21 protein-coding genes are annotated in these 23,440 nt (G+C 68.5%); 15 read left to right on the top strand and 6 right to left on the bottom strand.

What is annotated here, in order from left to right; genetic code table 11:
• Positions 1 to 73: 73 nt before the first annotated feature.
• Both EV647_RS35540 and EV647_RS35535 read left to right on the top strand, forming a co-directional pair.
• Positions 74 to 4,489, top strand: coding sequence for a S8 family serine peptidase (locus EV647_RS35540; RefSeq protein ID WP_134010967.1), 4,416 nt, complete (start codon positions 74 to 76; stop codon positions 4,487 to 4,489).
• 166 nt (positions 4,490 to 4,655) lie between these two features.
• Entirely contained in the window at positions 4,656 to 5,066 is a 411-nt protein-coding gene (locus EV647_RS35535) for a hypothetical protein (protein ID WP_134010965.1), read from the top strand.
• A gap of 27 nt (positions 5,067 to 5,093) precedes the next feature.
• Here EV647_RS35535 and EV647_RS35530 read toward each other — a convergent pair whose 3' ends face one another.
• Positions 5,094 to 5,642 (bottom strand): winged helix-turn-helix domain-containing protein, encoded by a 549-nt coding sequence (locus tag EV647_RS35530; protein WP_134010963.1) that lies wholly within the window; start codon positions 5,640 to 5,642, stop codon positions 5,094 to 5,096.
• Between the two features lie 231 nt (positions 5,643 to 5,873).
• On the opposite strand from EV647_RS35530, the gene EV647_RS35525 reads away from it, so the two are divergent.
• The 9 genes from EV647_RS35525 to EV647_RS35485 all read left to right on the top strand — a co-directional run bounded on the left by EV647_RS35525 (position 5,874) and on the right by EV647_RS35485 (position 15,125).
• The gene (locus EV647_RS35525; RefSeq protein WP_238177562.1) at positions 5,874 to 6,977 is read left to right on the top strand and encodes an OmpA family protein; all 1,104 of its coding nucleotides are present in this window, start codon (positions 5,874 to 5,876) and stop codon (positions 6,975 to 6,977) included.
• A 115-nt stretch (positions 6,978 to 7,092) separates the two neighbouring features.
• Complete coding sequence (locus EV647_RS35520) at positions 7,093 to 7,740, top strand: hypothetical protein (protein ID WP_134010958.1); 648 nt, start codon at positions 7,093 to 7,095, stop codon at positions 7,738 to 7,740.
• 29 nt (positions 7,741 to 7,769) lie between these two features.
• Positions 7,770 to 7,985 carry a hypothetical protein gene (locus EV647_RS35515; RefSeq protein WP_134010956.1) on the top strand — a complete coding sequence of 72 codons (216 nt, stop codon included), beginning with the start codon at positions 7,770 to 7,772 and terminating at the stop codon, positions 7,983 to 7,985.
• A gap of 50 nt (positions 7,986 to 8,035) precedes the next feature.
• Complete coding sequence (locus tag EV647_RS35510) at positions 8,036 to 8,245, top strand: hypothetical protein (protein WP_134010954.1); 210 nt, start codon at positions 8,036 to 8,038, stop codon at positions 8,243 to 8,245.
• A 17-nt stretch (positions 8,246 to 8,262) separates the two neighbouring features.
• Positions 8,263 to 8,514 carry a hypothetical protein gene (locus EV647_RS35505; RefSeq protein ID WP_134010952.1) on the top strand — a complete coding sequence of 84 codons (252 nt, stop codon included), beginning with the start codon at positions 8,263 to 8,265 and terminating at the stop codon, positions 8,512 to 8,514.
• Between the two features lie 259 nt (positions 8,515 to 8,773).
• Positions 8,774 to 10,507 carry a maltose alpha-D-glucosyltransferase gene (gene treS / locus EV647_RS35500; RefSeq protein ID WP_133790726.1) on the top strand — a complete coding sequence of 578 codons (1,734 nt, stop codon included), beginning with the start codon at positions 8,774 to 8,776 and terminating at the stop codon, positions 10,505 to 10,507.
• Entirely contained in the window at positions 10,508 to 11,920 is a 1,413-nt protein-coding gene (locus EV647_RS35495) for an aminoglycoside phosphotransferase (protein WP_134010950.1), read from the top strand.
• 90 nt (positions 11,921 to 12,010) lie between these two features.
• The gene (gene glgB / locus EV647_RS35490; RefSeq protein WP_134010948.1) at positions 12,011 to 14,239 is read left to right on the top strand and encodes a 1,4-alpha-glucan branching protein GlgB; all 2,229 of its coding nucleotides are present in this window, start codon (positions 12,011 to 12,013) and stop codon (positions 14,237 to 14,239) included.
• Positions 14,240 to 14,249: 10 nt separating this feature from the next.
• Positions 14,250 to 15,125, top strand: a complete 876-nt coding sequence (locus EV647_RS35485) for a GNAT family N-acetyltransferase (RefSeq protein WP_134010946.1) — start codon at positions 14,250 to 14,252, stop codon at positions 15,123 to 15,125.
• Here the strand turns inward: EV647_RS35485 and EV647_RS35480 are convergent.
• Complete coding sequence (locus EV647_RS35480; protein ID WP_134010944.1) at positions 15,115 to 15,927, bottom strand: aminoglycoside phosphotransferase family protein; 813 nt, start codon at positions 15,925 to 15,927, stop codon at positions 15,115 to 15,117. The two genes, EV647_RS35485 and EV647_RS35480, sit on opposite strands and share 11 nt — an antisense overlap.
• A 37-nt stretch (positions 15,928 to 15,964) precedes the next feature.
• Positions 15,965 to 16,348 (bottom strand): DUF4870 domain-containing protein, encoded by a 384-nt coding sequence (locus EV647_RS35475; protein WP_202876423.1) that lies wholly within the window; start codon positions 16,346 to 16,348, stop codon positions 15,965 to 15,967.
• A 66-nt stretch (positions 16,349 to 16,414) separates the two neighbouring features.
• On the opposite strand from EV647_RS35475, the gene EV647_RS35470 reads away from it, so the two are divergent.
• Both EV647_RS35470 and EV647_RS35465 read left to right on the top strand, forming a co-directional pair.
• On the top strand, positions 16,415 to 17,314 hold the full coding sequence (locus EV647_RS35470) for an alpha/beta hydrolase (protein ID WP_134010942.1): 900 nt from the start codon (positions 16,415 to 16,417) through the stop codon (positions 17,312 to 17,314).
• Between the two features lie 14 nt (positions 17,315 to 17,328).
• Entirely contained in the window at positions 17,329 to 18,276 is a 948-nt protein-coding gene (locus EV647_RS35465; RefSeq protein ID WP_202876422.1) for an RNA polymerase subunit sigma-70, read from the top strand.
• On the opposite strand, the gene EV647_RS35460 is transcribed toward EV647_RS35465, so the two are convergent.
• On the bottom strand, positions 18,257 to 19,648 hold the full coding sequence (locus EV647_RS35460) for an MFS transporter (protein WP_134010938.1): 1,392 nt from the start codon (positions 19,646 to 19,648) through the stop codon (positions 18,257 to 18,259). The genes EV647_RS35465 and EV647_RS35460 overlap by 20 nt on opposite strands.
• 23 nt (positions 19,649 to 19,671) lie before the next feature.
• Between EV647_RS35460 and EV647_RS35455 the strand changes: the two genes are divergently transcribed.
• Positions 19,672 to 20,088: a MerR family transcriptional regulator gene (locus EV647_RS35455; protein WP_133790712.1), complete on the top strand. Its 417-nt coding sequence runs from the start codon at positions 19,672 to 19,674 to the stop codon at positions 20,086 to 20,088.
• Positions 20,089 to 20,113: 25 nt separating this feature from the next.
• On the opposite strand, the gene EV647_RS35450 is transcribed toward EV647_RS35455, so the two are convergent.
• Positions 20,114 to 21,418, bottom strand: a complete 1,305-nt coding sequence (locus EV647_RS35450; RefSeq protein WP_370344564.1) for an RNA polymerase sigma factor — start codon at positions 21,416 to 21,418, stop codon at positions 20,114 to 20,116.
• A 30-nt stretch (positions 21,419 to 21,448) separates the two neighbouring features.
• Positions 21,449 to 21,820, bottom strand: coding sequence for a YciI family protein (locus tag EV647_RS35445; RefSeq protein WP_134010936.1), 372 nt, complete (start codon positions 21,818 to 21,820; stop codon positions 21,449 to 21,451).
• Positions 21,821 to 21,923: 103 nt separating this feature from the next.
• Between EV647_RS35445 and EV647_RS35440 the strand changes: the two genes are divergently transcribed.
• Positions 21,924 to 23,360 carry an NAD(P)/FAD-dependent oxidoreductase gene (locus EV647_RS35440; protein ID WP_134010934.1) on the top strand — a complete coding sequence of 479 codons (1,437 nt, stop codon included), beginning with the start codon at positions 21,924 to 21,926 and terminating at the stop codon, positions 23,358 to 23,360.
• Positions 23,361 to 23,440: the final 80 nt, after the last annotated feature.

The following is a 23,440-nucleotide window of genomic DNA, read 5'->3' as shown; positions in this document are numbered from 1 at the left end:
CGTTCGCACGCCCTCCTGCAGCAATGACTCGGGGGAGTCGACTCGGGGTCGTTTCAAGTGAGGGGCTGCAGAGATGTCACATCAACGAAAGGGACTCGCCAGATCACTGGCGGGCGCCCTCGCGACGGTGGCAGTCGTCGCAACCAGCCTGGCCGCCGCCGGCCAGGCCCAGGCTTCATCACCGACCAAGCCGGAGGCCACGCCGGCCTCCAAGATCAAGCCAGAACTTCTGGAGAAGCTCGACGGCAAGGACGCCAAGTCCGCGACGGACTACTGGGTCCGCTTCGCCGCGAAGGCCGACCTGACCGCCGCGAGCAAGATCACCAACTGGAACGAGCGCGGCACCGCGGTGGCCGCCGCGCTGAAGAAGGCCGCCGCGGACAGCCAGGCGAAGATCCGCGCCGAGCTGGACGCGCAGCACGTGAAGTACCAGTCCTTCTGGGGCACGAACGCGATCCGCATCGAGAGCGGCTCGCTCGAACTCGCCCAGAACCTGGCTGGTCACACCGAGGTCGAGGGCCTGTACGCGCCCGTCCAGATCGAGGTACCGAAGGTCACCCCCGGCCAGCAGGAGAAGGCGATCCAGGCCGTCGAGTGGGGCGTCGCCAACATCAAGGCGAACCAGGTCTGGTCGCAGTACGGCGACAAGGGCGAGGGGATCGTCGTCGCCAGCATCGACACCGGTGTGCAGTACGACCACCCGGCGCTGGTGAACCAGTACCGCGGCAACAACGGTGACGGCACCTTCAACCACAACTACAACTGGTTCGACGCGGCCGGCACCTCGCCGAACGCGCCGGCCGACGGCAACGGCCACGGCACCCACACGATGGGCACCATGGTCGGTGACGACGGCGCGGGCAACCAGATCGGTGTCGCCCCGGGCGTGAAGTGGATCGCCGCGAACGGCTGCTGCCCGAGCGACGCCGCGCTGATCACGTCCGGCCAGTGGATGCTCGAGCCGACCGACCTCGCCGGGCAGAACCCGGACGCGAGCAAGCGGCCGAACGTCATCAACAACTCGTGGGGCTCCACGCTGCCGTCGAACGACCCGTTCATGGAGGACATCACCCTGGCCTGGACCGCGTCCGGGATCTTCGGGACGTTCGCCAACGGCAACAGCGGTGAGGGCGGCTGCAACACGTCCGGCTCACCGGGCAGCCTGACGAGCAACTACTCGGCCGGCGCCTACGACATCAACAACAACATCGCGTCGTTCTCCGGCCGCGGTGTGGGCCAGAACGGCACCATCAAGCCGAACATCTCGGCCCCCGGTGTCAACGTCCGCTCCAGCCTGCCGGGCAACACGTACGGCGCCTTCAACGGTACGTCGATGGCGACACCGCACCTGACCGCCGCTGTGGCCCTGCTGTGGTCGGCCTCGCCGGCCCTCAAGGGTGACGTCGCGGCGACGCGGGCGCTCCTGAACTCGACCGCGATCGACACGCCGAACAGCCAGTGCGGCGGCACCGACGCGAACAACAACGTCTTCGGTCAGGGCCGTCTGGACGCGCTGGCGCTCCTGAACGCGGCGCCGATCGGCGACACCGGCACGCTCTCCGGCACTGTCACCGCCGCCACCGGTGGTGCCGCTCTCGCCGGCGCCAGCGTGACGGTCAAGGCAGCGGGCCAGCCGGACAAGACGCTGACCACCAGCAGCAACGGCACGTACTCGACCGTGCTGCCGGCCGGCGACTACAACCTGACGGTCGCATCGTTCGGTTACGCGACGCAGACCGCCACCGCCACCATCACCACGGGTCAGACCACCACCAAGAACTTCGCTCTGGTGAGCACGCCGCAGGTGAGCGTCGGCGGCACCGTCACGGACGGCTCCGGCCACGGCTGGCCGCTGTACGCGAAGGTGTCGGTCGAGGGTCCGGGTGGCGTGTTCGACTACACGACCCCGAGCAACGGCCGGTACAGCCTCAAGGTCCCGTCCGGTGCGGCGTACTCGCTCAAGGTCGAGTCGAAGTACCCGGGTTACCAGACCGTCAGCCAGCCGATCACCGTCGGCACCGGCAACCTGACGAAGAACATCGCCGTACCCGCCGACAGCAACTCGTGCAGCACCGCGCCCGGTTACAAGTGGGGCTCGGACGGCGTGTACGAGACCTTCGACTCCGGTGCCGCGCCGAGCGGCTGGACCGTCGTCGACAACAAGGGCAACGGTCAGGTCTGGAAGTTCGACGACCCGGGCAACCGGGGCAACCTGGCCGGCGGCAGCGGCAAGTTCGCCATCATCGACAGCGACAAGTACGGCGGTGGCGGATCGCAGGACACGTCGCTGGTCAGCCCGGTCGTGGACCTGACCTCGGTCACCGCTCCGGTGATCCGGTTCAACCAGGACCTGAACTACCTCGGCGGTGAGAAGGGCGACGTCGACCTGTCGATCGACGGCGGCGCCACCTGGAGCAACGTGCTCACGCAGTCCGTCGACGCCCGCGGCGTCAAGGAGATCGCGATCCCGCAGGCGGCCGGCAAGTCCGCGGTCCAGGTGCGGTTCCACTACTACAACGCGTCGTACGAATGGTGGTGGGAGGTCGACAACGTCCTCGTCGGCAGCCAGGTCAGCTGTGTGCCGACCGGCGGCGGGATCGTCGTCGGCAACGTCAAGGACGCCAACACGAGCGGCTTCGTGAACGGCGCGGTCGTCACCCGTGACGGCAGCATCGAGTCCGCGACCACCGTGGCGACGCCCGAGGACACCGGTCTGAACGACGGTTTCTACTGGCTGTACTCGTCCGCTGACGGCGACCAGGGCTTCACCGCCAAGGCCGGCAACTACGTCAGCTCGACCGCGACCGTCGGGGTCGAGGCCGACTGGACGACCACGGCCGACTACACCTTGAAGGCCGGCCAGCTGTCCGTGACGCCGGGTGCCGTCAGCGGCAGCCTGAAGCTGCCGACCGGCAAGGTGACCAAGTCGTTCACCGTCAAGAACACCGGCGGTGCCGATGTCGACGTCAAGTTCGGCGAGAAGGACAGCGGTTTCGTCCTGCAGAACGCGAACGGCAGCACGACGACCAAGGCCCAGGTGGAGAACGGACCCGGCGCACCGCTGCAGCGGCTCGCCGTGGACACCTCGTTCGCCCGGATGCTGACCGGCAAGACCGGCCCGGTGTCACCAGGGCCGGCCGCCGCGAAGCCGATGGCGGCTCCGTGGACCGACATCGCCGACTACCCGGCGTCCGTGATGGACAACCGGGTGGTCAGCCTCGAGGGCAAGACGTACTCGATTGCCGGTGGCAACGGTAGTGCGTCGACCGGGAACAGCTACGTGTACGACCCGGCGACCCTCGCCTGGACCGCGATCGCCCCGCTGCCGGGTGCTCGCAACGCCATCAGCGTCGGTGTGATCGGCGGCAAGATCATCGCCAGCTCCGGCTGGGGATCGTCCGGCCCGGCGCCGGAGACCTGGTCCTACGACCCGGCCGCCAACGCCTGGACCGCACTGGCCGCCAACCCGGCCCCGCGGGCCGCGGCCGGTCAGGCCGTGCTCGACGGCAAGTTGTACGCCGTCGGCGGGTGCACCACCTCCAGCTGTCTGCCGATGAGCAACACGGTCGTCCGGTACGACGCGGCGGCGAACGCCTGGGAGACGCTGGCGAACTACCCGCAGTCGGTCGCGTTCGCGTCCTGCGGTGCCATCGACGGCAAGCTGTACTGCGCCGGCGGTAACGACGGCACGAACTCGCTGAAGGCGGCGTACGTCTACGACCCGGGAGCCGATTCCTGGACCGCGATCGCGGACGCTCCGGCCGACCACTGGGCGGCGTCGTACGCCGTCGCGGGCGGCAAGCTGCTGATCGTCGGCGGTGTCCAGGCCGGTGCGGTCACCAACGCCGGGTTCTCGTACGACCCGTCGTCGGAGAGCTGGACCGCGCTGCCGAACGCCAACCTGCCGCGGTACCGCGGTGGTGCGGCGTGCGGCTTCTACAAGATCGGCGGCTCGTCCGGCAGCTTCAACGCGACGGCGGACAGTGAGGCCCTGCCGGGTCTCGAGGACTGCTCCGAGTCGTCGGCGGACGTGAGCTGGATGTCCATCGACCAGACCGAGGTCACCCTGGCCCCGGGACAGTCGGCGACCGTCAAGGTCACGCTCTCCGCGAGCGTCGACCAGCCCGGCACCTACAGCGGAGCCGTGACGATCGGCGAGAACACCCCCTACACGGTCGCTCCGGTCGGCGTGACGATGACCGTCACCCCGCCCACCACGTGGAGCAAGCTGCAGGGCACCGTCACGGGCGTCAGCTCGTCCGGCGCCTCCGCCGCCCTCCCGGGCGCAATCGTGCAGGTGGACTCGTGGGCCCAGTCCTACACCTTCATCACCGACAAGGACGGTAAGTACGCCTACTGGCTCGACCGTCGCAACAACCCGCTCACCCTGATCGCCGCGAAGGACGGCTACAAGCCTCAGACCCGCACCACCAAGCTGGTCGCCGGCACCCCCGTCACCGAAGACTTCGCCCTGAAGTCGATCAAGTAAGCAGGCAGTAAAGCTCGGCCCCCGGACCACACACGGTCCGGGGGCCGAGCCCTTTGCAGAGGGAGTGGGGAATCCAACGCACCTGAGACGACCAGTAGGACTCCCCACTCCAGAGACTCGTGCACAGGAGGGAAGTTGGGCGGCAGTCTGGGGTGGGGATCGGTGCATGTGCAGGCTGCGCGGCGAGGCCGGAGTTGTCATCACTCGAACTCGCGACTTCGCTGACCGGGTGCTCGGATCACGCGAGCCGCCGATGGTCCGGCTCGAAGTCGCTGTCCTGACGGTCGCGAGTCGACGGTCCCGGCCGGACGACGCGGCGGCGCTCGTGCTCGACGTATGTCGTCAACGTCGTACGACGCCACAACGTCTGCTCGCCGAGTTGGCCCGGATGCAGCAACTGCCCCGGCGCGTGGCGGCGAAGGCGACCCTTCGGTTCGGCTACCAGATCGTGAGTGATCCGTGCGGTGCTGCAGTCCAGGTCGCCACGGTCCTCCGCACCCGCGGCTGGCCCGGTCCAGCTACCGCGTGCGGCCCCAAGTGTCCGGTTGGGTTGGGGAACGCAGCGAACCTGAACTGACCTGCTGGATTCCCCAGTTCGTGAGGGTCAGGTGGTGGGGAGGAGGTGGAAGCCGACGCCTCGGACGGCGTGGATGGAGACGGTGGCGCCGAGGTTGGTGAGTTTTTGCCGGAGGCGTTTGACCACCGAGTGGATGTGCGAGCCGTGGCCGAGGTGCTCGTTGCCCCAGACGGCGTGGTGCAGGCGCTGGTACGTCCAGACCCGGCCGGGTTCCGCTACCAGGCAGTGCAGGAAGTCGTGCTCCAGCCGGGTCAGCGGCAGCTCGCGGTCCTTCCAGCGGACCACCCGGCGGTGGACGTCCAGCCGCAGCTCGGCGACCGGCTCAGGTTCACGCACCGCCTGCATCCGGCGCTCAACAGGCGCCGCCACATCCGGTACGCCGCCTGCCGCACTGATTGCCGCGCTCGGGGCGACCGTGACGCCGGTCAGCTCCAGGAATGCGCGGGCCTGGTCGGCGTTCGAGACCAGCAGCAGCGCGTCGGCTCCGCCGAGCAGGCGAGCCAGGTGTACCCGTTCGGCCGTGGACGCGGCCACGCCGATGATCAATGACGAATCGGACGGCCTCTCGATCGGCATCACAAGCTCGCCCCTCCCAGTCGAACCGGCCCGCCACAAGTACGGTTCACGGCGCGAACCAAGTCAAGGGATTCGCCGCTCCGTGGGCTGGCACATATGCGTCCTGTCCGAGACAGGACAGGCAAACCTTGGCAAAACCTCGCGCCGCTCCCCGGACAGGTGTGCGATCGGCCCGCCAAGCGGAGTAGTCTCCTCGCGCACGGTCACTCTGACCGCATCCACGGAGGAACAGTGCCCGGTCTCGTTCGACGGCCGCTCGTCATCTGGTTGCTCGCGGCCCTCGCAGTCCCTGTACTGCTGACGGCTGTGCTGATTCCCGCGAGGGCCGGCACCACCGAGGACGACCTCCGCGAACGCACCACGGCCGCCCTGAAGGCGCGCGGTATCGAGACCGGCGGCGTCGACTTCGACGGCCGGAACGCACGCATCACCGTGCCGTCCGGCGTGGATCCGGCGGTCGTCCGCGAGGTCGTCTCCGGCGTCGACGGCGTGCGGTCGGTCGAGCTCGTCAACGGGCAAGCGGCCGGCGCAACGCCGACACCTGCTCCGACCAGCAGCAGTACGCCGCCGCAATCCGACGTACCGGCATTCGAGCTCGGGCGGACGGATCGGTCGATCCGGGTGCAGGCGCCGGTGCGGAGCCAGGCGGTCAAGGACGCGATCGCGGCCGAGGTCGACCAGGTGCTCGGCGAGGACCGTGAGTACGACGACCGCACGACGATCGACGCCGCGACCGGGCTCGCCGACGCGTCGACGGTGTCCGCGCTGCTGCGGGCGCTGGCGATCGGCAGCGGTGACGCCTCGGTGCGGTACGACGGGGACACCGTGACGTTGTCCGGTCAGGTACCGGACCAGGCGACGAAGGCGACGATCGGCCGGGCCGCGGCGACTGCCGTTCCGGGTGCGGTGATCGCGGACGAACTGGCGCTCCCGGCGCCGCCGAAGAGCGCGGTCAGCGAGCCGTGCCGTACCTTCCCGAGCCGGCTGGCCGAGTTCAGCCGGCAGCACCCGATCAACTTCCTGTCCGGTACGTCGATCGTGAACAACGCGTCGAAGCCGTCCGTGGTGAAGGCCGCCGCCGTCCTCAAGTCGTGTACGACGGTGCGCGTCGAGGTGGCCGGTCACACCGACGACCTCGGCTCACCCGCGACCAGCCTGCCGCTGTCCGAGCGCCGGGCCGCCGCGCTGAAGGCCGAACTGGTGCGGCTCGGGGTCGGCGCCGACCGGATCCTCGCGCACGGGTACGGCGAGGCGTTCCCGATCGCATCCAACGCCACGGGCGCCGGGCGGGTCGCGAACCGCCGCGCCGAGATCCGAGTAGTACAGGGGAATTGATGAGCTGGCTGATCGCCGAGACCTGGATTCTGCTGCTGGTCGCGTTCGTACTGGGCAGCGCCGCCGCCTGGCTGGTACACAGACTCGTCCGCCATTCGGCCGGAGGAGCACGCTGATGGGCTGGCTACTCCGAGACAACTGGCTGGGCTCCCTCCTCGCGTTCGTCGTCGGCGCGGGCATCACCTGGGTCCTCCTCGACCGCCGCAGCCCCGCCCCCGCAATCCCCGCTCCCACCCAGCAGCCGACCGGCACCAAGCCGGCTGCCGCCACCGCCCCCTCTCCCCCGACACCCGCACCAACCCCACCAGCAGCCGAGCGAGCCACTCCGGAACCGCCTGCCGAGCAACCGACGGCGACGCCGGGACCCGAGGTTGACCCGGCTCCTGCAGCTTCGACAACTCCGGCAGCGCCCGCAGCTTCGCGTGGTGAGGTTGAGCGGCCGGTGTTTTCGCAGTTGATGGGTGAGGAGGAGACGCTGTTCGACCACATCCAGCCGGCTGCTGACACGACTCCGGACGCGCCAACCGACGTACCAGCTGGACGGTACGGCGAGGGATCGGCGGATGCGGTGCCGCATCAAGGCCCGCCCGACGGGTTCACGATCAAGGGCAACGCGCAGTCGATGCTCTTCCACACACCCGATTCGCCGTACTACGGCCGCACCAAGCCAGAGGTCTGGTTCCGCACCGAGGCCGACGCCGAGCGGGCCGGCTTCACCAAGTACACCCGCCGTCCGCGCAAGGCCGCGGACCCGCGCGACTGACCCTCGCGCGAACAACCCCGGGAGAGACCGTGCGACGCCAGCTCCACCTTCCCTTCATCGTCGGCCAGGACGAGGACGGCACCTGGGTCGCCGAGGCCGCGCTCACGCCGGACATCTTCGTCTCCGGCGAGGGCGACACCCGCGAATCCTCCCTCGACGACCTCCGCGTCCAGATCGCCCGCGCAGTAGCCGATTCCGGCGCCCCCGAACAACTGGTCATCGACATCGACGTCCCGGACAACTGACCCGCCAACAGTCCTACGATTCCGCCAACACCGAATCACCAGGAGGCGGAGTGCAGCGCGACATCACCGTGCCCTTCACCGTCGTACAGGACGAGAACGGCGCCTGGTGCGCCGCGGCGGCGCTGAGCTCGGAAGCGTTCGCGAACGGCGAAGGCGCTACCCGTGACGCCGCGATCGCGGACCTCCGGGAAGCGATCGTGCTCCTCGTCGCGGAGATCGGCGTGCCCGATCAGCTGACCGTCACGGTTGAGACCGACTGAGAGAAGGAGGCCGGCTGATGAGCGAGGAGCTGTCCCGGAGCGAACCTGATCCTGGCACGCAGGGGCCGGATGAGGTGCTGACGCCGGACGCCGTCATTCTGCCGGGGGAAGGGCAGGAGGGGCGGAGCGTCAATGCGGACGAGGCGTATCCGGGGCTGCGGTCGGTGAACGTCAGGGGGCTGTTGCGACGGTACCGGCGTGGTGGTGGTCGCGGTGGTGCGGCCCAGCAGACCGCGAAACAGCGTGAGGAGCGGTCGCCGCGGCGGTGATCCCGCCGCGCTGGACCGACCGCCCCGAAGCCCGTTCGCAACTGCCGTCATCGAATCGCAGTACAGCCGGATTGCGAGCCCTATTTGCTTGTACTGGCAAAGGGCCGCCAGACTGTGCGGAACGCCTTGCGGACCCGTCCGGCCGACGGCGTCACCACATCATCGCTGTACCCCCGGGAGTTGTCCGGGCGCAACGCACTGCCCTCCCCTTTTAGGTGCGCCCGAACGGGGTACGGGACCTTAGGTTTGATGACACCCGATGGAGGTGAGCGTGACCGACATGCTGCCGGAGCAGCACCACGGACTGACGAAGAGTGACCCGCTGTGGTTCAAGCGGGCCGTCTTTTACGAGGTCCTCGTGCGGTCCTTCAAGGACTCGAACGCCGACGGCATCGGCGACCTGCAAGGCCTGACCGAGAAACTCGACTATCTCGAGTGGCTCGGTGTGGACTGCCTTTGGTTACCTCCGTTCTATCCCTCGCCGTTGCGCGACGGCGGCTACGACATCTCGGACTACACCGACGTGATGCCGGAGGTCGGGACGGTCGCCGACTTCGCGGAGTTCCTGCAGCAGGCACACGCCCGCGGCATCCGGGTGATCGTCGACTTCGTCATGAACCACACCTCGGACCAGCACCCCTGGTTCCAGGCGTCGCGGGAGGACCCCGAGGGTCCGTACGGCGATTTCTACGTGTGGTCCGACACCGACGACAAGTACGCCGACGCACGCATCATCTTCGTCGACACCGAGCAGTCGAACTGGACCTGGGACCCGGTGCGCGGCCAGTACTTCTGGCACCGGTTCTACTCCAACCAGCCGGACCTGAACTTCGAGAACCCGGCCGTCGGCGACGCGATGATCGAGGCGCTGAAGTTCTGGCTCGACCTGGGCGTCGACGGTTTCCGGCTGGACGCCGTGCCGTACCTGTTCGAGGTCGACGGCACGAACTGCGAGAACCTCCCGCGCACCCACGAGTTCCTGAAGCGGGTCCGCAAGGAGGTGGACGCGAACTACGAGGACCGCGTCCTGCTCTGCGAGGCGAACCAGTGGCCGGCCGACGTGGTCGAGTACTTCGGCGACCGGGACTCCGGCGGTGACGAGTGCCAGATGGCGTTCCACTTCCCGGTGATGCCGCGCATCTTCATGGGCGTACGGCGGGAGTCGCGGTTCCCGATCTCCGAGATCCTGGCCCAGACGCCGGAGATCCCGGACACCTGCCAGTGGGGCATCTTCCTGCGCAACCACGACGAGCTGACGCTCGAGATGGTCACCGACGAGGACCGCGACTACATGTGGTCGGAGTACGCGCAGGACCCGCGGATGAAGGCGAACATCGGCATCCGCCGCCGGCTCGCTCCGCTGCTGGACAACGACACCAACAAGATGGAGTTGTTCACCGCACTCCTGCTCAGCCTGCCGGGCTCCCCGATCCTGTACTACGGCGACGAGATCGGCATGGGCGACAACATCTGGCTGGGCGACCGGGACGGCGTCCGCACCCCGATGCAGTGGTCCCCGGACCGCAACGCCTCGTTCTCGACCGCGACGCCGGGCAAGCTCAGCCTGCCGGTGATCATGGATCCGGTCTACGGTTTCCAGGCGGTGAACGTCGAGGCCGAGATGGAGAACGCCTCGTCGCTGCTGCACTGGACCCGGCGGATGATCCAGACCCGCAAGCAGCACCCGTCGTTCGGTATGGGCACCTTCACCGACCTGGGCGGCTCCAACCCGAGCGTGCTGTCGTACGTCCGGGAGTTCGGCGACGACGTGGTGCTGTGCGTGAACAACCTGTCGAGGTTCCCGCAGCCGATCGAGCTGGATCTGCGGCAGTGGCAGGGCGTCGAGCCGATCGAGCTTCTCGGCGGCGTGCACTTCCCGACGATCGGCGAGTTGCCCTACCTTCTGACCCTCGGCGCCCACGGTTTCTACTGGTTCCGGCTGCCGGTGGCGAAGCCGGAAGCACAGTCGGAAAAGCATGAGGAGAGCATTTAAGTGACTTCCCATCTGGACCAGGTCCAGTCCTTCTGCTCGGGCCAGAGGTGGTTCGGCGAGAAGGGACACGACGTTCACGTCGAAGCGATGGCCACCTCGGCGTGGCTCTCGGACGCGGACGCCTGGCCCGCGGTCCGGATCGGATTCGTCTACTGTGCGGGTCCACCCGGGGCGGAAACCCCGATCCGGGTGTACCAGCTGCCGCTCAGCTACCACCGCGAGCCGGTCGAGAACCTCGGCCACGCGCTGGTCGGTGAGTGGACCGAGCCGGACCTCGACGACACCGAGGTCTGGGTGTACGACGCGTTGCACGACAAGGAAGCGACGCCGTACTGGCTGGACGGGCTCACGCACGGACGGCAGCTGGACGGGCTGGAGTTCCATCCCGTCCAGGCGCCGGAAGGGTCGATCAAGGTGCCGGAGGACGCGCAGTCGCTGGTCCTCACGGTCGAGCAGAGCAACACCTCGCTCGTGTTCGGCGATGTCGCGCTGCTGAAGGTGTTCCGGCGCCTCGAGCCCGGGAGCAACCCCGGGGTCGAGATCGAGTCGGCGCTCACCGAGGCCGGGTCCGAACTGGTCCCGGCGGTGCTGGGGTCCGCGCGTGGTCGGTGGCCGCGGGCGGGCGGCGGCACCGACAGCGGCGAACTGGCGATGATGACGGCGTTCCAGAAGAGCGCGACCGACGGCTGGACGTTCGCGACGTCGTCGGTGCGCGACCTGTACGCCGAGGCGGACCTGCACGCCGAGGAGGTCGGCGGTGACTTCGCCGCCGAGTCGCACCGGCTCGGCGCGAGCACGGCGCAGGTGCATTCCGAGCTCGCGAAGGCGCTCGGCACCGACATCTGGGAGCCGGCCAAGCTGGTCGAGCACGCGGCCGCGATGCGTCGCCGGCTCGACAAGGCCGCTGCGGCGATCCCGGAGCTCGCACCGTACGCCGACGGACTGGCGCGGGCGTTCGACGCGCTGGCGGCGTACGACCAGCCGGTGACGGTGCAGCGGATCCACGGCGACTTCCATCTCGGGCAGGTGCTGCGGACGATCGACGGCTGGAAGCTGATCGACTTCGAGGGCGAGCCGGCCAAGTCGCTGGTCGAGCGGCGGGCGCTGGACACCGAGGTGAAGGACATCGCCGGCATGCTGCGGTCGTTCGACTACGCGGCCCGGTCGTTGCTGGCCGATCACCAGGGCGACCAGCAGATCGCGTACCGCGCGGCGGAGTGGGTGACCCGCAACCAGCAGGCCTTCTGCGACGGGTACGCCGAGACGGCGGGCAGCGATCCGCGCGAGCACAGCGTGCTGCTGAACGCGTTCCTCGCGGACAAGGTCATCTACGAGACCCTCTACGAGGCCCGTAACCGCCCGAGCTGGCTGCCGATCCCGCTGTCGGCCGCCGCGCAGCTGGCCGAACGGTAATACCCCGAAATCTTTGACCGTTTGTGTACTTCGGGACTCGTCGGGTACGGGGTGCGGTGTACAGGGTCCGGATCGGGCAGGATGGGGTTCATGGGAGAGCGTGAAGCTTTTGAGGTGCCGGTGGTGGCGGCCGACGAGCCTGTGGTGACAGCGGTTCCGGTCGCTCGGACCGATCTCGAACGACTGGTCGCCGGCACGTTCCACGATCCTCATCAGGTGCTCGGCCCGCATCTCGGCGAGCACGGCGTCACCGTCCGCGCGCTCCGCCCGTACGCGAACAGCGTGACCGTGCTGTACGACGGCCAGCGGCTCGACCTGCGGCACGAGCACGACGGGGTCTGGGTCGGCGTACTCGATATCGACAAGGTCCCGGACTACCGGCTCGAGGTCACCTACACCGACGGTCCCGCGACCGAGGTCGACGACCCGTACCGGTACCTCCCGTCGCTCGGCGAGGTCGACCTGCACCTGATCGGCGAGGGCCGGCACGAGCAGCTGTGGACCGTGCTCGGCGCCCACGTCCGCCGGTACGACGGCCCGGCCGGGCAGATCACGGGTACGTCGTTCGCGGTCTGGGCCCCGAACGCGCAGGGCATCCGGCTGACCGCCGACTTCAACTTCTGGGACGGTCGCGCGCACCCGATGCGTTCGCTCGGCGGCTCCGGCGTGTGGGAGCTGTTCGTGCCCGGCGTCGGCCCGGGTACGCGGTACAAGTTCGACATCTGCGGCCGGGACGGCGTCTGGCGGCAGAAGGCCGACCCGATGGCGAACCTGGCCGAGACTCCCCCGGCGAACGCGTCCGTCGTGCACGAGTCGACGTACGAGTGGAGCGACTCCGACTGGCTGACCAAGCGCGCCGGCGCGCAGGCGTACGCCGAGCCGATGAGCGTGTACGAGGTGCATCTCGGCTCGTGGCGCAAGGGCAGGTCGTACCGCGAGCTGGCCGACGAGCTCGTTGCCTATGTCAACGAGATGGGTTTCACCCATGTCGAGTTCATGCCGGTGATGGAGCACCCGTTCGGCGGTTCGTGGGGCTACCAGGTCACGTCGTACTTCGCGCCGACCTCGCGGTTCGGTGACCCGGACGACTTCCGGTTCCTGGTCGACAGGCTGCACCAGGCGGGCATCGGCGTCCTCGTCGACTGGGTGCCGGCGCACTTCCCGAAGGACGCCTGGGCGCTGGCCCGGTTCGACGGTACGCCGCTCTACGAGCACCCGGATCCGCGCCGCGGCGAGCAGCCCGACTGGGGCACGCTGGTGTTCGACTTCGGCCGGCCGCAGGTGCGCAACTTCCTGGTCGCGAACGCGCTCTACTGGGCCGAGGAGTTCCACATCGACGGCCTGCGGGTGGACGCGGTCGCCTCGATGCTCTACCTGGACTACTCGCGGCAGGACGGGCAGTGGGTGCCGAACCAGTTCGGCGGCCGCGAGAACCTGGAGGCTGTGTCGTTCCTCCAGGAGATGAACGCGACGCTCTACAAGCGGGTCCCGGGCGTGATCACGGTCGCGGAGGAGTCGACGTCCTGGCCGGGTGTCACCCGCGCGACGCATCTCGGCGGGCTCGGATTCGGCTTCAAGTGGAACATGGGCTGGATGAACGACTCGCTCCGCTATCTGGAGCACGAGCCGGTGCACCGGCAGTACCACCACCACGAGCTGACGTTCTCGATGATGTACGCGTACTCCGAAAACTTCGTCCTCCCGCTGTCCCACGACGAGGTCGTGCACGGCAAGGGGTCGCTGCTGCGGAAGATGCCCGGCGACCGCTGGCAGCAGCTGGCGAACCTCCGCGCGTACCTGGCGATGATGTGGGCGCATCCGGGCAAGCAGTTGCTGTTCATGGGATGTGAGTTCGGCCAGGAGTCGGAGTGGTCGGAGAAGGGCGAGCTGGACTGGTGGCTGCTGGAGCACAGCGACCACAAGGGCCTGCAGGACCTGGTCCGCGACCTGAACCGGGTCTACAAGGACAACCCGGCGTTCTGGCGGACCGATCACGACGCGGAGAAGTTCAGCTGGATCGACACGAACGACGCCGGCAACAACGTGTTCTCGTTCCTCCGGTACGGCGCGGAAGGCGAGCCGACCGTGGCGTGTATCGCGAACTTCTCCGCGATCCCGCACCACGGCTACCGCCTCGGCCTGCCGTACGCCGGTCGCTGGGAGGAGGTCGTCAACACCGACGCCACCTCGTACGGCGGATCCGGTGTCGGCAACTTCGGCGCGGTCGAAGCAAACGGCACGCCGTGGCACGGGTTGGAGAGTAGCGCCGAGCTGTCCGTGCCACCCCTGGCGACGGTGTACCTGCGGTTCACCGGGTAGCGTTCACGGCGTGACCGCCGTACCGCCGCTGACCGATGGTGACCTGACCCTGCGACTGTTGCGCCACGATCCGAAGGTGATCGCCTTCGACGTCGAGAACGGCGCACCGGTCGGCACGGTCGAGGTACGCCGGACCACGCCCGGCGTCGGCCTGGTGGTCTGGGCGGTGGAGAACTCCGACGCGGCGCAGCGCGCGCTCCGGCTGGTGAGCGAGTACGCGTTCGGTGAGCTCGGTCTGGAGCGGCTGCAGGTCGAGGTGGACCCCGAGCTGCACTCCTCCGCCCGGGTCGCGGTCCGGTCCGGTTTCCGGCGGGAGGGAGTCCTGCGCGGGGCCGCGCTCGTGGAGGGCGAACGCCGCGATGTCGCCGTGTACGGGATGCGCGTCGACGATCCGCGTCCGGAGACGGTGACAGGCTGGACCGCGTTGATGGACTCGACGCTGCCGAAGAAGCGGGTGATCGCGCACGTCGTCGTACGCGACACCGGTGGACGGGTGCTGCTGTGCCAGGTCAGCTACAAGAAGGACCTGGAGCTGCCGGGCGGGGTGGTCGAGCCGGACGAGGACCCCGCGACGGGTGCGTCCCGCGAGATGGAGGAGGAGCTCGGTACGGCGCTCCCGCTGCTCGGCGTACTCGCGATCGACTGGCTGCCGCGCTGGGAGGGCTGGGGCGACGCCGTCGAGATCCTGTACGACGGCGGCGTACACGACCCGTCTCTCATCGACAGGTTGCAGCCGGACGGGTTCGAGATCCGGGGCATCTCGTGGCACGCACCGGAGAAACTGGCCGGCCTGGTCTCGCCGCTCAATGCCCGCCGGCTCCCGATGCTCCTGGACGCGCCGGACCAGCTCCACAACCTCAGAAACGGCTCACCCATCACCTCGTGAGCTGATTGACGCACCAGGTGTAGTGGCCGTCGCCGGCGTTCTCGTCGTAGATCGTGGCGGTGATGATCGCGTACGCCCGCCGGTACAGCCGCATCCGCTCTCGATCGTGTCCAAGGTCCTCGAACCGGGCGGTGAGCAGGTCGTCGAGCCGGCGCGCGTCGGGCGAGTACATGTCGAAGAACCCCGCCGCCAGCGACGCCTCGAATGTGCTGTCCCCTGCGGTCGACAGGAATCCCCAGTCCAGCACTGCCGCCACCCGCTGCCCATCCATCAGCAGGTTGGGCGGACAGATATCCCCGTGCACGACGCTCGACGCGTCCTCCAGCTGGGTCAGGCCGTGCAGCACGTCGTCCAGCAATGCTGGGAAACCGGAGACATCACGCTCCAGGTGAGCACGGGACGCTTCGGCGCGACGTCGTACCAAGCCCGCCAGACTCTCACCCCAGGACCGCCCCCAGAACGGCTGCCCCACTACCGGCATCGCCTTGCTCGCCGGCCCAGGTCGCACCTCCCGCAACGCCTCCACGACTGCGACGAACGCGTCCAGCGCAACGTCTTCCGGCAGCCCGGCCTCGTGCAGCGGCACCCCGGTCAACTTGTCCTCGACGCTGACCGCGAGCCCGTCCTCCCCCGCCGTGATCTCCCGGATCCGCGGCGTCCGGAAGGGCAATTCCGGCAACTCGTCGAGGAACGCCTTCAACGGGCGCACGTCCTCCGGCCGCCGATCGAACCAGACCTTCCGCACGGTCCCGTCGCCGAGATCGTAGACGGCGCCTTCCATCCCCTGCCCGATGAGCTCCACCGGACCGACCCTATCGGCCCCGTCCAGCGAGATCCGTCTAGCGGATGAAGCGGATCGTCAGCGGATAGCTGTAGTCGTTCCCACCGGACGCGGCGACCGTCGCGAGGATGATCACCACGAGCGCCGCGATCGCGCCGATCACGACCAGCGGTACGACGATCAGCACGCCGAGCCCGAACGTGATGAAGATCAGCACCGCCGCGAGCGCCGAGTAGATCAGCAGCGAGATCTGGAAGTTCAGCGACTCCACCGCATGCCGCCGTACGAAGTCCGAGCGGTCCCGGAAGACCAGCCAGATGATCAGCGGGCACAGGAACCCCATCGCCAGCCAGGCCGCGATCAGCACACCGACGTGCGCGACCATCGCCCACGTGCGTTCTTCAGAGCCGGACAGCGGCGTGCTCATAGTCCAGTCAAGCACACCGATTCCTTTTCGCGGTGTCCTCGGTCAATACCGGTGACAGACCTGCAACGAAAGGGATGCACGATGGCGAGCAAGGAGTCGGAAGCGGTTCTGCGGCACTGGGCCGCGAACCGGAAGGCGGCTGAGGAGAACATCCAGGACGGCGATCAGGAGCTGGCCGATCACCGCTGGGCCGGGCTGACGACCGAGCCGCCGGAGGTGGACTACCTGGCGGTGCCCGGACGGCGGGCGATGTGGATCGTGCCGCACGGCGCCGCGGCGGACCGGGTGCTGCTGTGTCTGCACGGCGGCGGTTTCATCGGCGGATCGCAGTACTCGCACCGGAAGCTGTTCGCGCACCTCGCCCGTGCGGTCGGGGCGCGGGCGCTGGTCTTCGACTATCCGCTGGCGCCGGCTCACACGCATCCGGCCCAGGTCGACGACGCGGTCGAGACGTACCGCTGGCTGCTCGACCAGGGAATCGCGCCCGAACACATCGTGTTCACGGGTGACTCGGTGGGCGGTGGCCTCGCCATCACCACCCAGTTACGCGCGCGATCGGCCGGCCTGCCACTTCCCGCCGGCACGATGCCGTTCTCACCGGCGGTGGACTTCGAGGCGACCGGAGCGTCGTACGACACCAACCGCGACCGCGACGCGTTCTTCCACCGGGACCTGGTCCGTGGGCTCGCGTGGATGTTCCTCGGACCGGACGGCTCGCCGCGCGACCCGTTCGTGAATCCTCTGTACGGCGACCTGACCGGGCTCGGACCGATCTACATCCAGGTCGGCGGGGACGAAGTACTGCTGGACGACGCGCAACAACTCGCGGCCGCAGCCGAGAAGGCCGGGGTCGAGGTGCGGCTGGATGTGTTCCCGGAGATGCAGCACACGTTCCAAATGGCGGCCGGACGCGCGCCGGAGGCGGACGATGCGATCCAGCGGATGGGAAGCTTTGCTCGTCGGGTGCTGGGGCTGTCATGACTCAGGGAGCTGTGATGACGGAGGACGCTGAGTTCGCTGACCGGACCGAGCCCTTCCGCAAGGAGTTGCTGGCGCATTGCTATCGGATGCTCGCGTCCGTGCACGAGGCCGAGGACGCCGTACAGGAGACATACCTGCGGGCCTGGCGGTCGTGGGACGACTTCGAGGGCCGCTCGTCGGTGCGGGTCTGGGTGTACCGCATCGCGACCAACGTGAGCCTCACCGCGCTCGAGCAGCGCGGCCGCCGCGCGCTGCCCTCCGGTCTGGGAGCACCTGCCACCGACCTCAGTCCCGGCGTGCCGCCGGACGATCCAACGGTGCGCTTCGTGGAGCCGATCGCCGAGACCTTGGTCGTGTCCGATCCCGCGTCGATCGTCGCCGTCCGGGAGAGCCTGCGGCTGGCGCTGATCGCCGCCCTGCAGTACCTGCCGCCGAAGCAGCGCGCCGTACTGATCCTGCGAGAGGTCCTCGCGTTTCCGGCCGCCGAGGTCGCCACGATGCTCGACACGTCGGTCGCGGCCGTGAAGAGCACGCTTCAACGCGCCCGTGCCCGCTTGGACGAGAAGGCGCCGTCACAGGGTGACGTCTCGGCGCCGACCGATCCTGAATCGCTAGCACTGCTGGACGACTACATCGCCGGTTTCGAGAACGCCGACACCGCAGCCCTCGAACGCGCTCTCCGCGCGGACGCCGCGATCGAGATGGTCGGTACGACGGCCTGGTTCAACGGTCGCGTGATGTGCATGCGCTTGCTGGCTTCCGCGGTCGGCGCACCGGGTGACTGGCGGATGATCCCGATCATCGCGAACGGCCAGCCCGCGGTCGGCAGCTATTTCCAGGGCGATCCGTACGGCGTCGCCGTACTCACGCCCACTCCGACCGGAATCACCCACATCCACGTCTTCAGCACCCCGAGCCTCGTCACGTACTTCGGTCTGCCGCCTACAGCTCCTGCACGGTAAGGCGCGCGCGGCGGCTCGTGCTGACGAGAGCCAGCGCCAGTACGACGAGACCCATGGCGAGCGTCGGCCACCAGACGATGTGCTCGGCGCGGACGAACCGTCGCGGATCGGTCGTCGCGGTGGCACCGACGATCGATCCGGCGATCGCGACGCCGAGCGACGTACCGGTCTGCCGGCCGACCGAGGCGAGCGAACCGGCCAGACCGGCCATCGACCCCGGCATCCCGGACACCGCCGAGTTCGCGATCGGCGGGTTGATGGTGCCGAGGAAGACGCCGAAGAACAGGAAGACCGCAAGCACGTTCGGCAGCGGTGTGGACGCTTGGATCGTGAGCGATGCGAGCGCTCCGAGCGTCAGCGCCGTACCGGCGACGACGAGCGGCAGGCGTGGGCCGCGCGCGCCGACGACCCGGCCCGTCAGCGGTGAGAGGACGCAGATGAGGAGACCGACCGGCAACAGGCACAGGCCCGCGTCCAGGGCGGACAGGTGGCGAACGCTCTGGAGGTAGAGCGTGGTGACGAACAGGAACGCGCCGAACCCGGTGTAGGCGAACATCGCGATCACGACGGCCGAGCTGAACGGGACGCTGCGGAACAGGCGGAGTTCGAGCAACGGCTCCGCGCGGCGGCGTTCGTACGCGATCAGGAGGACCGCGGCGACGGCAGCCGCGACGATCAACGGCGTACGCCACCCGTTGTCCTCGATGATCGCGGACACCACGCTGCCGAGGAGTACGACGACCAGGAGCTGGCCGATTGGGTCGAAGCGGCGGCCACGCGCGGCCCGGGACTCGGGCACGTACAAGCTGGTGAAGACCACCGCCAGGACGACGATCGGCAGGTTCACCCAGAATATTGACCGCCAGCCGAGACCGTCGACGAGCGCGCCGCCGAGGATCGGGCCGAGGACGAGCGACAGGCCGGCGGTCGCGCCGAAGATCCCGATCGCGCGAGCCCGCTCGGCGCGCTCCGGGAACACGGTCGCCACGATCGCCATCGCGACCGGGTTCAGCAGCGTGCCGCCGACGGCCTGGACGGCGCGGGCGGCGATCAGCGCCTCGATGCTCGGGGCGAGGCTGCAGAGGAGCGAGCCGAGGCCGAACACGGTCAGACCGAGGCGGAACATGCGCTTGCGTCCGTACCGGTCCGCGGTGGAGCCGGCCAGCAGCAGGAAGCTCGCCAGCACCAGCGTGTAGGCGTCGACGGTCCACTGCAGACCGGCCGTCGATGCGCCGAGATCGTCCCGGATCGCGGGCAGCGCCATGTTCACGATCGAGATGTCCATCACCGAGATCAGCAGGCTCGCGCAGCAGATCGCGAGGACGACGTACCGGCGGGCACTGGCCGTTTCCTGGAGTGTTGGAAGGGTCATATCACCACGCTAGGATTTAGAGCGTGCTCGAAGTCAATGAACGCGGGATCAGCATCGCCGAAGCCGCCGAACGCACCGGCGTCAGCGTCCACACGCTGCGGTACTACGAGCGCGCCGGCCTGGTCGTCACCACCGTCGACCGCACCGCCGGCGGGCGCCGTCGCTACCGCCAGATCGACCTGGACTGGATCAAGATCTGCACCAAGTTCCGCGCCACCGGCATGCCGATCCGCACCATCCGCCGGTACGCCGAACTCGTCACCGCCGGTCGCGGCAACGAGAAGGACCGCCTCGAACTCCTCGAGACCCACCGCGCCGAGATCCTCACCCAACTGGCCGACCTGACCGAGAGCCTCGAACTGATCGACCACAAGATCGACGTCTACCGCGGCCGCATGCAAGCCGGCGACGCCGACCAACTCTGGGCGCCCCGCGAGTAACCACCGGCATGGCCTCAGACGGGCGTTAGCGGCTCAGGTTGGTGAGGCGGGTGGTGAGGAAGCGGCGCTCGGTTTCGTTCGCCGTCAGGTGGATCGCTTGCTCGTAGGCCTCTGCCGCTTCCCCGGGACGGCCGAGCCGGGTGAGGAGATCGGCTCGCGTCGCGGGGAGGTAGGCGTACGTCGCGAGGGCCGGCTCCTTGCTCAAGGCATCCAGTTCGACCAGGACCGCCTCAAGATCGGCCCCCGGAACCAGACTGCGCGCAGCCACCCGATTGAGCGCCACGATCGGGGTAGGCCAGCTCACCATCATCGCGTCGTACATCCGGACCACCTGCCTCCAGTCCGTCTTCTCCCACGACGGCGCCGTCACATGCAGCCCGGCAACCGCCGCCTGCAAAGCGAACCGACCATGCCCGCGCTGCAACGCCGCCGTCGCCCGGGAGACGCCCTCCGCCAACAGCTTCACGTCCCACCGCGAGCGGTCCTGATCCGCCAGTAGCACCAGTTCACCGTCCGCACTGACCCGCGCATCACCGCGCGCCTCGGTCATCAGCAGCAGCCCTAGCAGTGCTAGCGGTTCCGGCTCGTCCGGCATCAAACGCTCCAGCATCCGCGCCAGCTCGATCGCCCGCCCGGTCAGATCGGTCCGCGTCAGCTCCACCCCCGTGGCGACGTACCCCGCCGTGTAAACCAGATGTACGACGGTCAGCACCACGTCCATCCGCGCCGGCAACTCGTGATCCGCCGGGATGCGATACGGAATCCCGGCCGCCGCGATCTTCTTCTTCGCGCGGGTGATCCGCGCCGCCGCCGTCGCCTCGCCGATCAGCAGCACCGCGGCAACCTCCCGGGTGGTCAACCCGCAGATCAGCCGCAACGTCAACGCCACCTGCGATTCCCGTGCCAATGCCGGGTGGCAGCAGGTGAACACCAGCCGCAACGGGTCTGTCGGCTGCTCGGCGTCGTCAGGCTGCTCGGCGTCGGGCTGCTCCACCAGAAGCGGCAACTTCCGCCGCAGATTCGTCTCCCGCCGCAACCGGTCCAGCGCCAGCCGTCGAGCGACGGTCGTCAGCCAGCCGGCCGGATTGTCCGGAATCCCGTCCGGCCAGGTACGCAGCGCCTGGACGAACGCGTCCTGTGTGCAGTCCTCCGCGAGATCCAGGTCCCGAGTCAGCCGGACCACGGACGACAGCACCGTCGACCAGCTCTCCCGGTGCGCCCGGTCCACCACCCGGGTCACCTCTACCGCCTCCGTCACCATCTCCCCTGTCCCCCTGCCCGTGGGTACGCCGACGGGACGGAGCGTCGGCGTACCCGGGTCGAACGGCATGATCAGGCCGATCGCGATCGCGATCGCCGGTCAGGCCGGCGGCGCCGCGTCCTCGGACGTCGGCATCACGGGCCGGACCTCGATGTTGCCGGACGGGCAGAGCTTGGCCAGTTCCAGCGCCTGGTCGAGGTCACGCGCCTCGATCACGTAGAACCCGCCGAGCGCTTCCCGCGTCTCGATGAACGGCCCGTCGGTGACCAGCGGCTCGGCACCCTCACGGTTCTTGACCGTGCTCGCCGTACTGGACCGCTCCAGCGCCTCCCCGCCGAGGATCCGCGCCCCGGCCTTCTCCACCGCCGCCGCGAACTCGCCGTGCAACTTCATCGCCTGCTGCCACTCGTCGCGCGTCAGGTTGTCGTACCACTCCTCGCTGTCGAACAGCAGGAACATGTACTGCGCCATCTCAGGCTCCCTCGTTGAGGTCTTGTACTTGGACATCTTGCTGACGATCGTCGCGACACGGAATCGACAACACCCGGAAAGAATTTTTATTACCGTGGGGTACATGGAGCATCTCGACGTCCTGATCGTCGGCGCAGGGCTGTCCGGGATCGGTGCGGCGTACCGGATCCAGACCCGGTGCCCGGACCGCACGTACGCCGTACTGGAGGCCCGCGACGCGATCGGCGGCACCTGGGACCTGTTCCGGTACCCGGGGGTGCGGTCGGACTCGGACATGTTCACGCTCGGGTTCCCGTTCCACCCGTGGAAGGCGGCGAAGGCGATCGCGGACGGCCCGTCGATCCTCGACTACCTGCACGAGACCGCGACGACGTACGGGATCGACAAGCACATCCGCTTCGGGCAACGCGTCGTACGGGCCTCGTGGTCGTCGGCGGACGCGCTGTGGACCGTGGAGACGGCGGACACGGCGTACACCTGCTCCTTCCTCTACGTGTGCAGCGGGTACTACGACTACGACTCGGGGTACGTCGTCGACTTCGACGGAAAGAATGATTTCCAGGGACAGATCGTGCATCCGCAGCACTGGCCGGACCAGTTGGACTACACGGGCCAGCGCGTCGTCGTGATCGGCAGTGGCGCGACCGCGGTGACTCTGGTGCCCGCGATGGCGGGTACGGCGGAACACGTGACGATGCTGCAGCGGTCGCCGAGCTATGTCGCCTCTCGCCCGGCCCACGACGCGATGTCGGACCGCATCCGCGCCGTACTGCCCGAGAATCTCGCGCACCGCTTGATCCGTGGGAAGAACGTTGTCCTCAGCACCGCGATCTACAACGCGTTCCGGAAGTGGCCGGCGCATGCGGCGTGGTTGCTGAACAGCACCGTGGCGAAGCAACTGCCCGAGTCGATCCCGGTCGATCCGCACTTCACGCCGCGGTACAAGCCGTGGGATCAGCGACTGTGCCTGGTCCCGGACGCGGACCTGTTCAAGGCGCTGCGCAACGGATCGGCCTCGGTGGTGACCGACGAGATCGACCGGTTCACCCCTCGCGGACTGAGGTTGCGGTCCGGGCGTGAACTGGAGGCCGATCTCATCGTCACCGCGACCGGCCTCCGCATGGTTGCGCTCGGCAACATCCAGGTGACGGTCGACGGACGGGCGATCGCGCCGCACGACACGTTCGTCTACAAGGGCATGATGCTGAGCGGCGTACCGAATCTCGCCTGGTGCATCGGGTACACCAACAACTCGTGGACGCTGCGCTCCGACCTCACCTCGCAGTACGTCTGCCGGCTCCTCAACCACCTCACGGCCACCGGCACCCGCATCTGCGTTCCCGAGGTCGACCCGGCCGAGTACGACGCCCCGCCCCGCCCCGTCGTGGACCTGAGCTCCGGCTACATCCGCCGAGCCGCCCAGATCCTCCCCCGCCAAGGCACCCAAGGCCCCTGGCGCCTCCGCCAGAACTACCCCCGCGACCTCATCACCCTCCGCTACAACCGAGTCGACGACGGCGTCATGCAATTCACCCCCTGACCCAGCTTCCCCGGCGGCCCACGACCACCACCTCCCCCGACCATCTCCCGCGACCACCACCTCCCACGACCAACGCCGAC

Origin of the sequence: Kribbella sp. VKM Ac-2566, assembly GCF_004366005.1 — a bacterium.
GTDB classification, from domain to species: Bacteria; Actinomycetota; Actinomycetes; order Propionibacteriales; family Kribbellaceae; genus Kribbella; species Kribbella pratensis.
This window is presented reverse-complemented; position numbering and strand designations above follow the sequence as displayed.

What these genes read in the sequence shown, in the direction of transcription:
- EV647_RS35540 (WP_134010967.1), top strand. Translation starts at nt 74, where the DNA reads ATGTCACATCAACGAAAGGGACTCGCCAGATCACTGGCGGGCGCCCTC.
- EV647_RS35535 (WP_134010965.1), top strand. Translation starts at nt 4,656, where the DNA reads ATGTGCAGGCTGCGCGGCGAGGCCGGAGTTGTCATCACTCGAACTCGC.
- EV647_RS35530 (WP_134010963.1), bottom strand. Translation starts at nt 5,642, where the DNA reads ATGCCGATCGAGAGGCCGTCCGATTCGTCATTGATCATCGGCGTGGCC.
- EV647_RS35520 (WP_134010958.1), top strand. Translation starts at nt 7,093, where the DNA reads ATGGGCTGGCTACTCCGAGACAACTGGCTGGGCTCCCTCCTCGCGTTC.
- EV647_RS35505 (WP_134010952.1), top strand. Translation starts at nt 8,263, where the DNA reads ATGAGCGAGGAGCTGTCCCGGAGCGAACCTGATCCTGGCACGCAGGGG.
- treS (WP_133790726.1), top strand. Translation starts at nt 8,774, where the DNA reads ATGGAGGTGAGCGTGACCGACATGCTGCCGGAGCAGCACCACGGACTG.
- glgB (WP_134010948.1), top strand. Translation starts at nt 12,011, where the DNA reads ATGGGAGAGCGTGAAGCTTTTGAGGTGCCGGTGGTGGCGGCCGACGAG.
- EV647_RS35470 (WP_134010942.1), top strand. Translation starts at nt 16,415, where the DNA reads ATGGCGAGCAAGGAGTCGGAAGCGGTTCTGCGGCACTGGGCCGCGAAC.
- EV647_RS35465 (WP_202876422.1), top strand. Translation starts at nt 17,329, where the DNA reads ATGACGGAGGACGCTGAGTTCGCTGACCGGACCGAGCCCTTCCGCAAG.
- EV647_RS35460 (WP_134010938.1), bottom strand. Translation starts at nt 19,648, where the DNA reads ATGACCCTTCCAACACTCCAGGAAACGGCCAGTGCCCGCCGGTACGTC.
- EV647_RS35450 (WP_370344564.1), bottom strand. Translation starts at nt 21,418, where the DNA reads ATGCCGTTCGACCCGGGTACGCCGACGCTCCGTCCCGTCGGCGTACCC.
- EV647_RS35445 (WP_134010936.1), bottom strand. Translation starts at nt 21,820, where the DNA reads ATGGCGCAGTACATGTTCCTGCTGTTCGACAGCGAGGAGTGGTACGAC.
- EV647_RS35440 (WP_134010934.1), top strand. Translation starts at nt 21,924, where the DNA reads ATGGAGCATCTCGACGTCCTGATCGTCGGCGCAGGGCTGTCCGGGATC.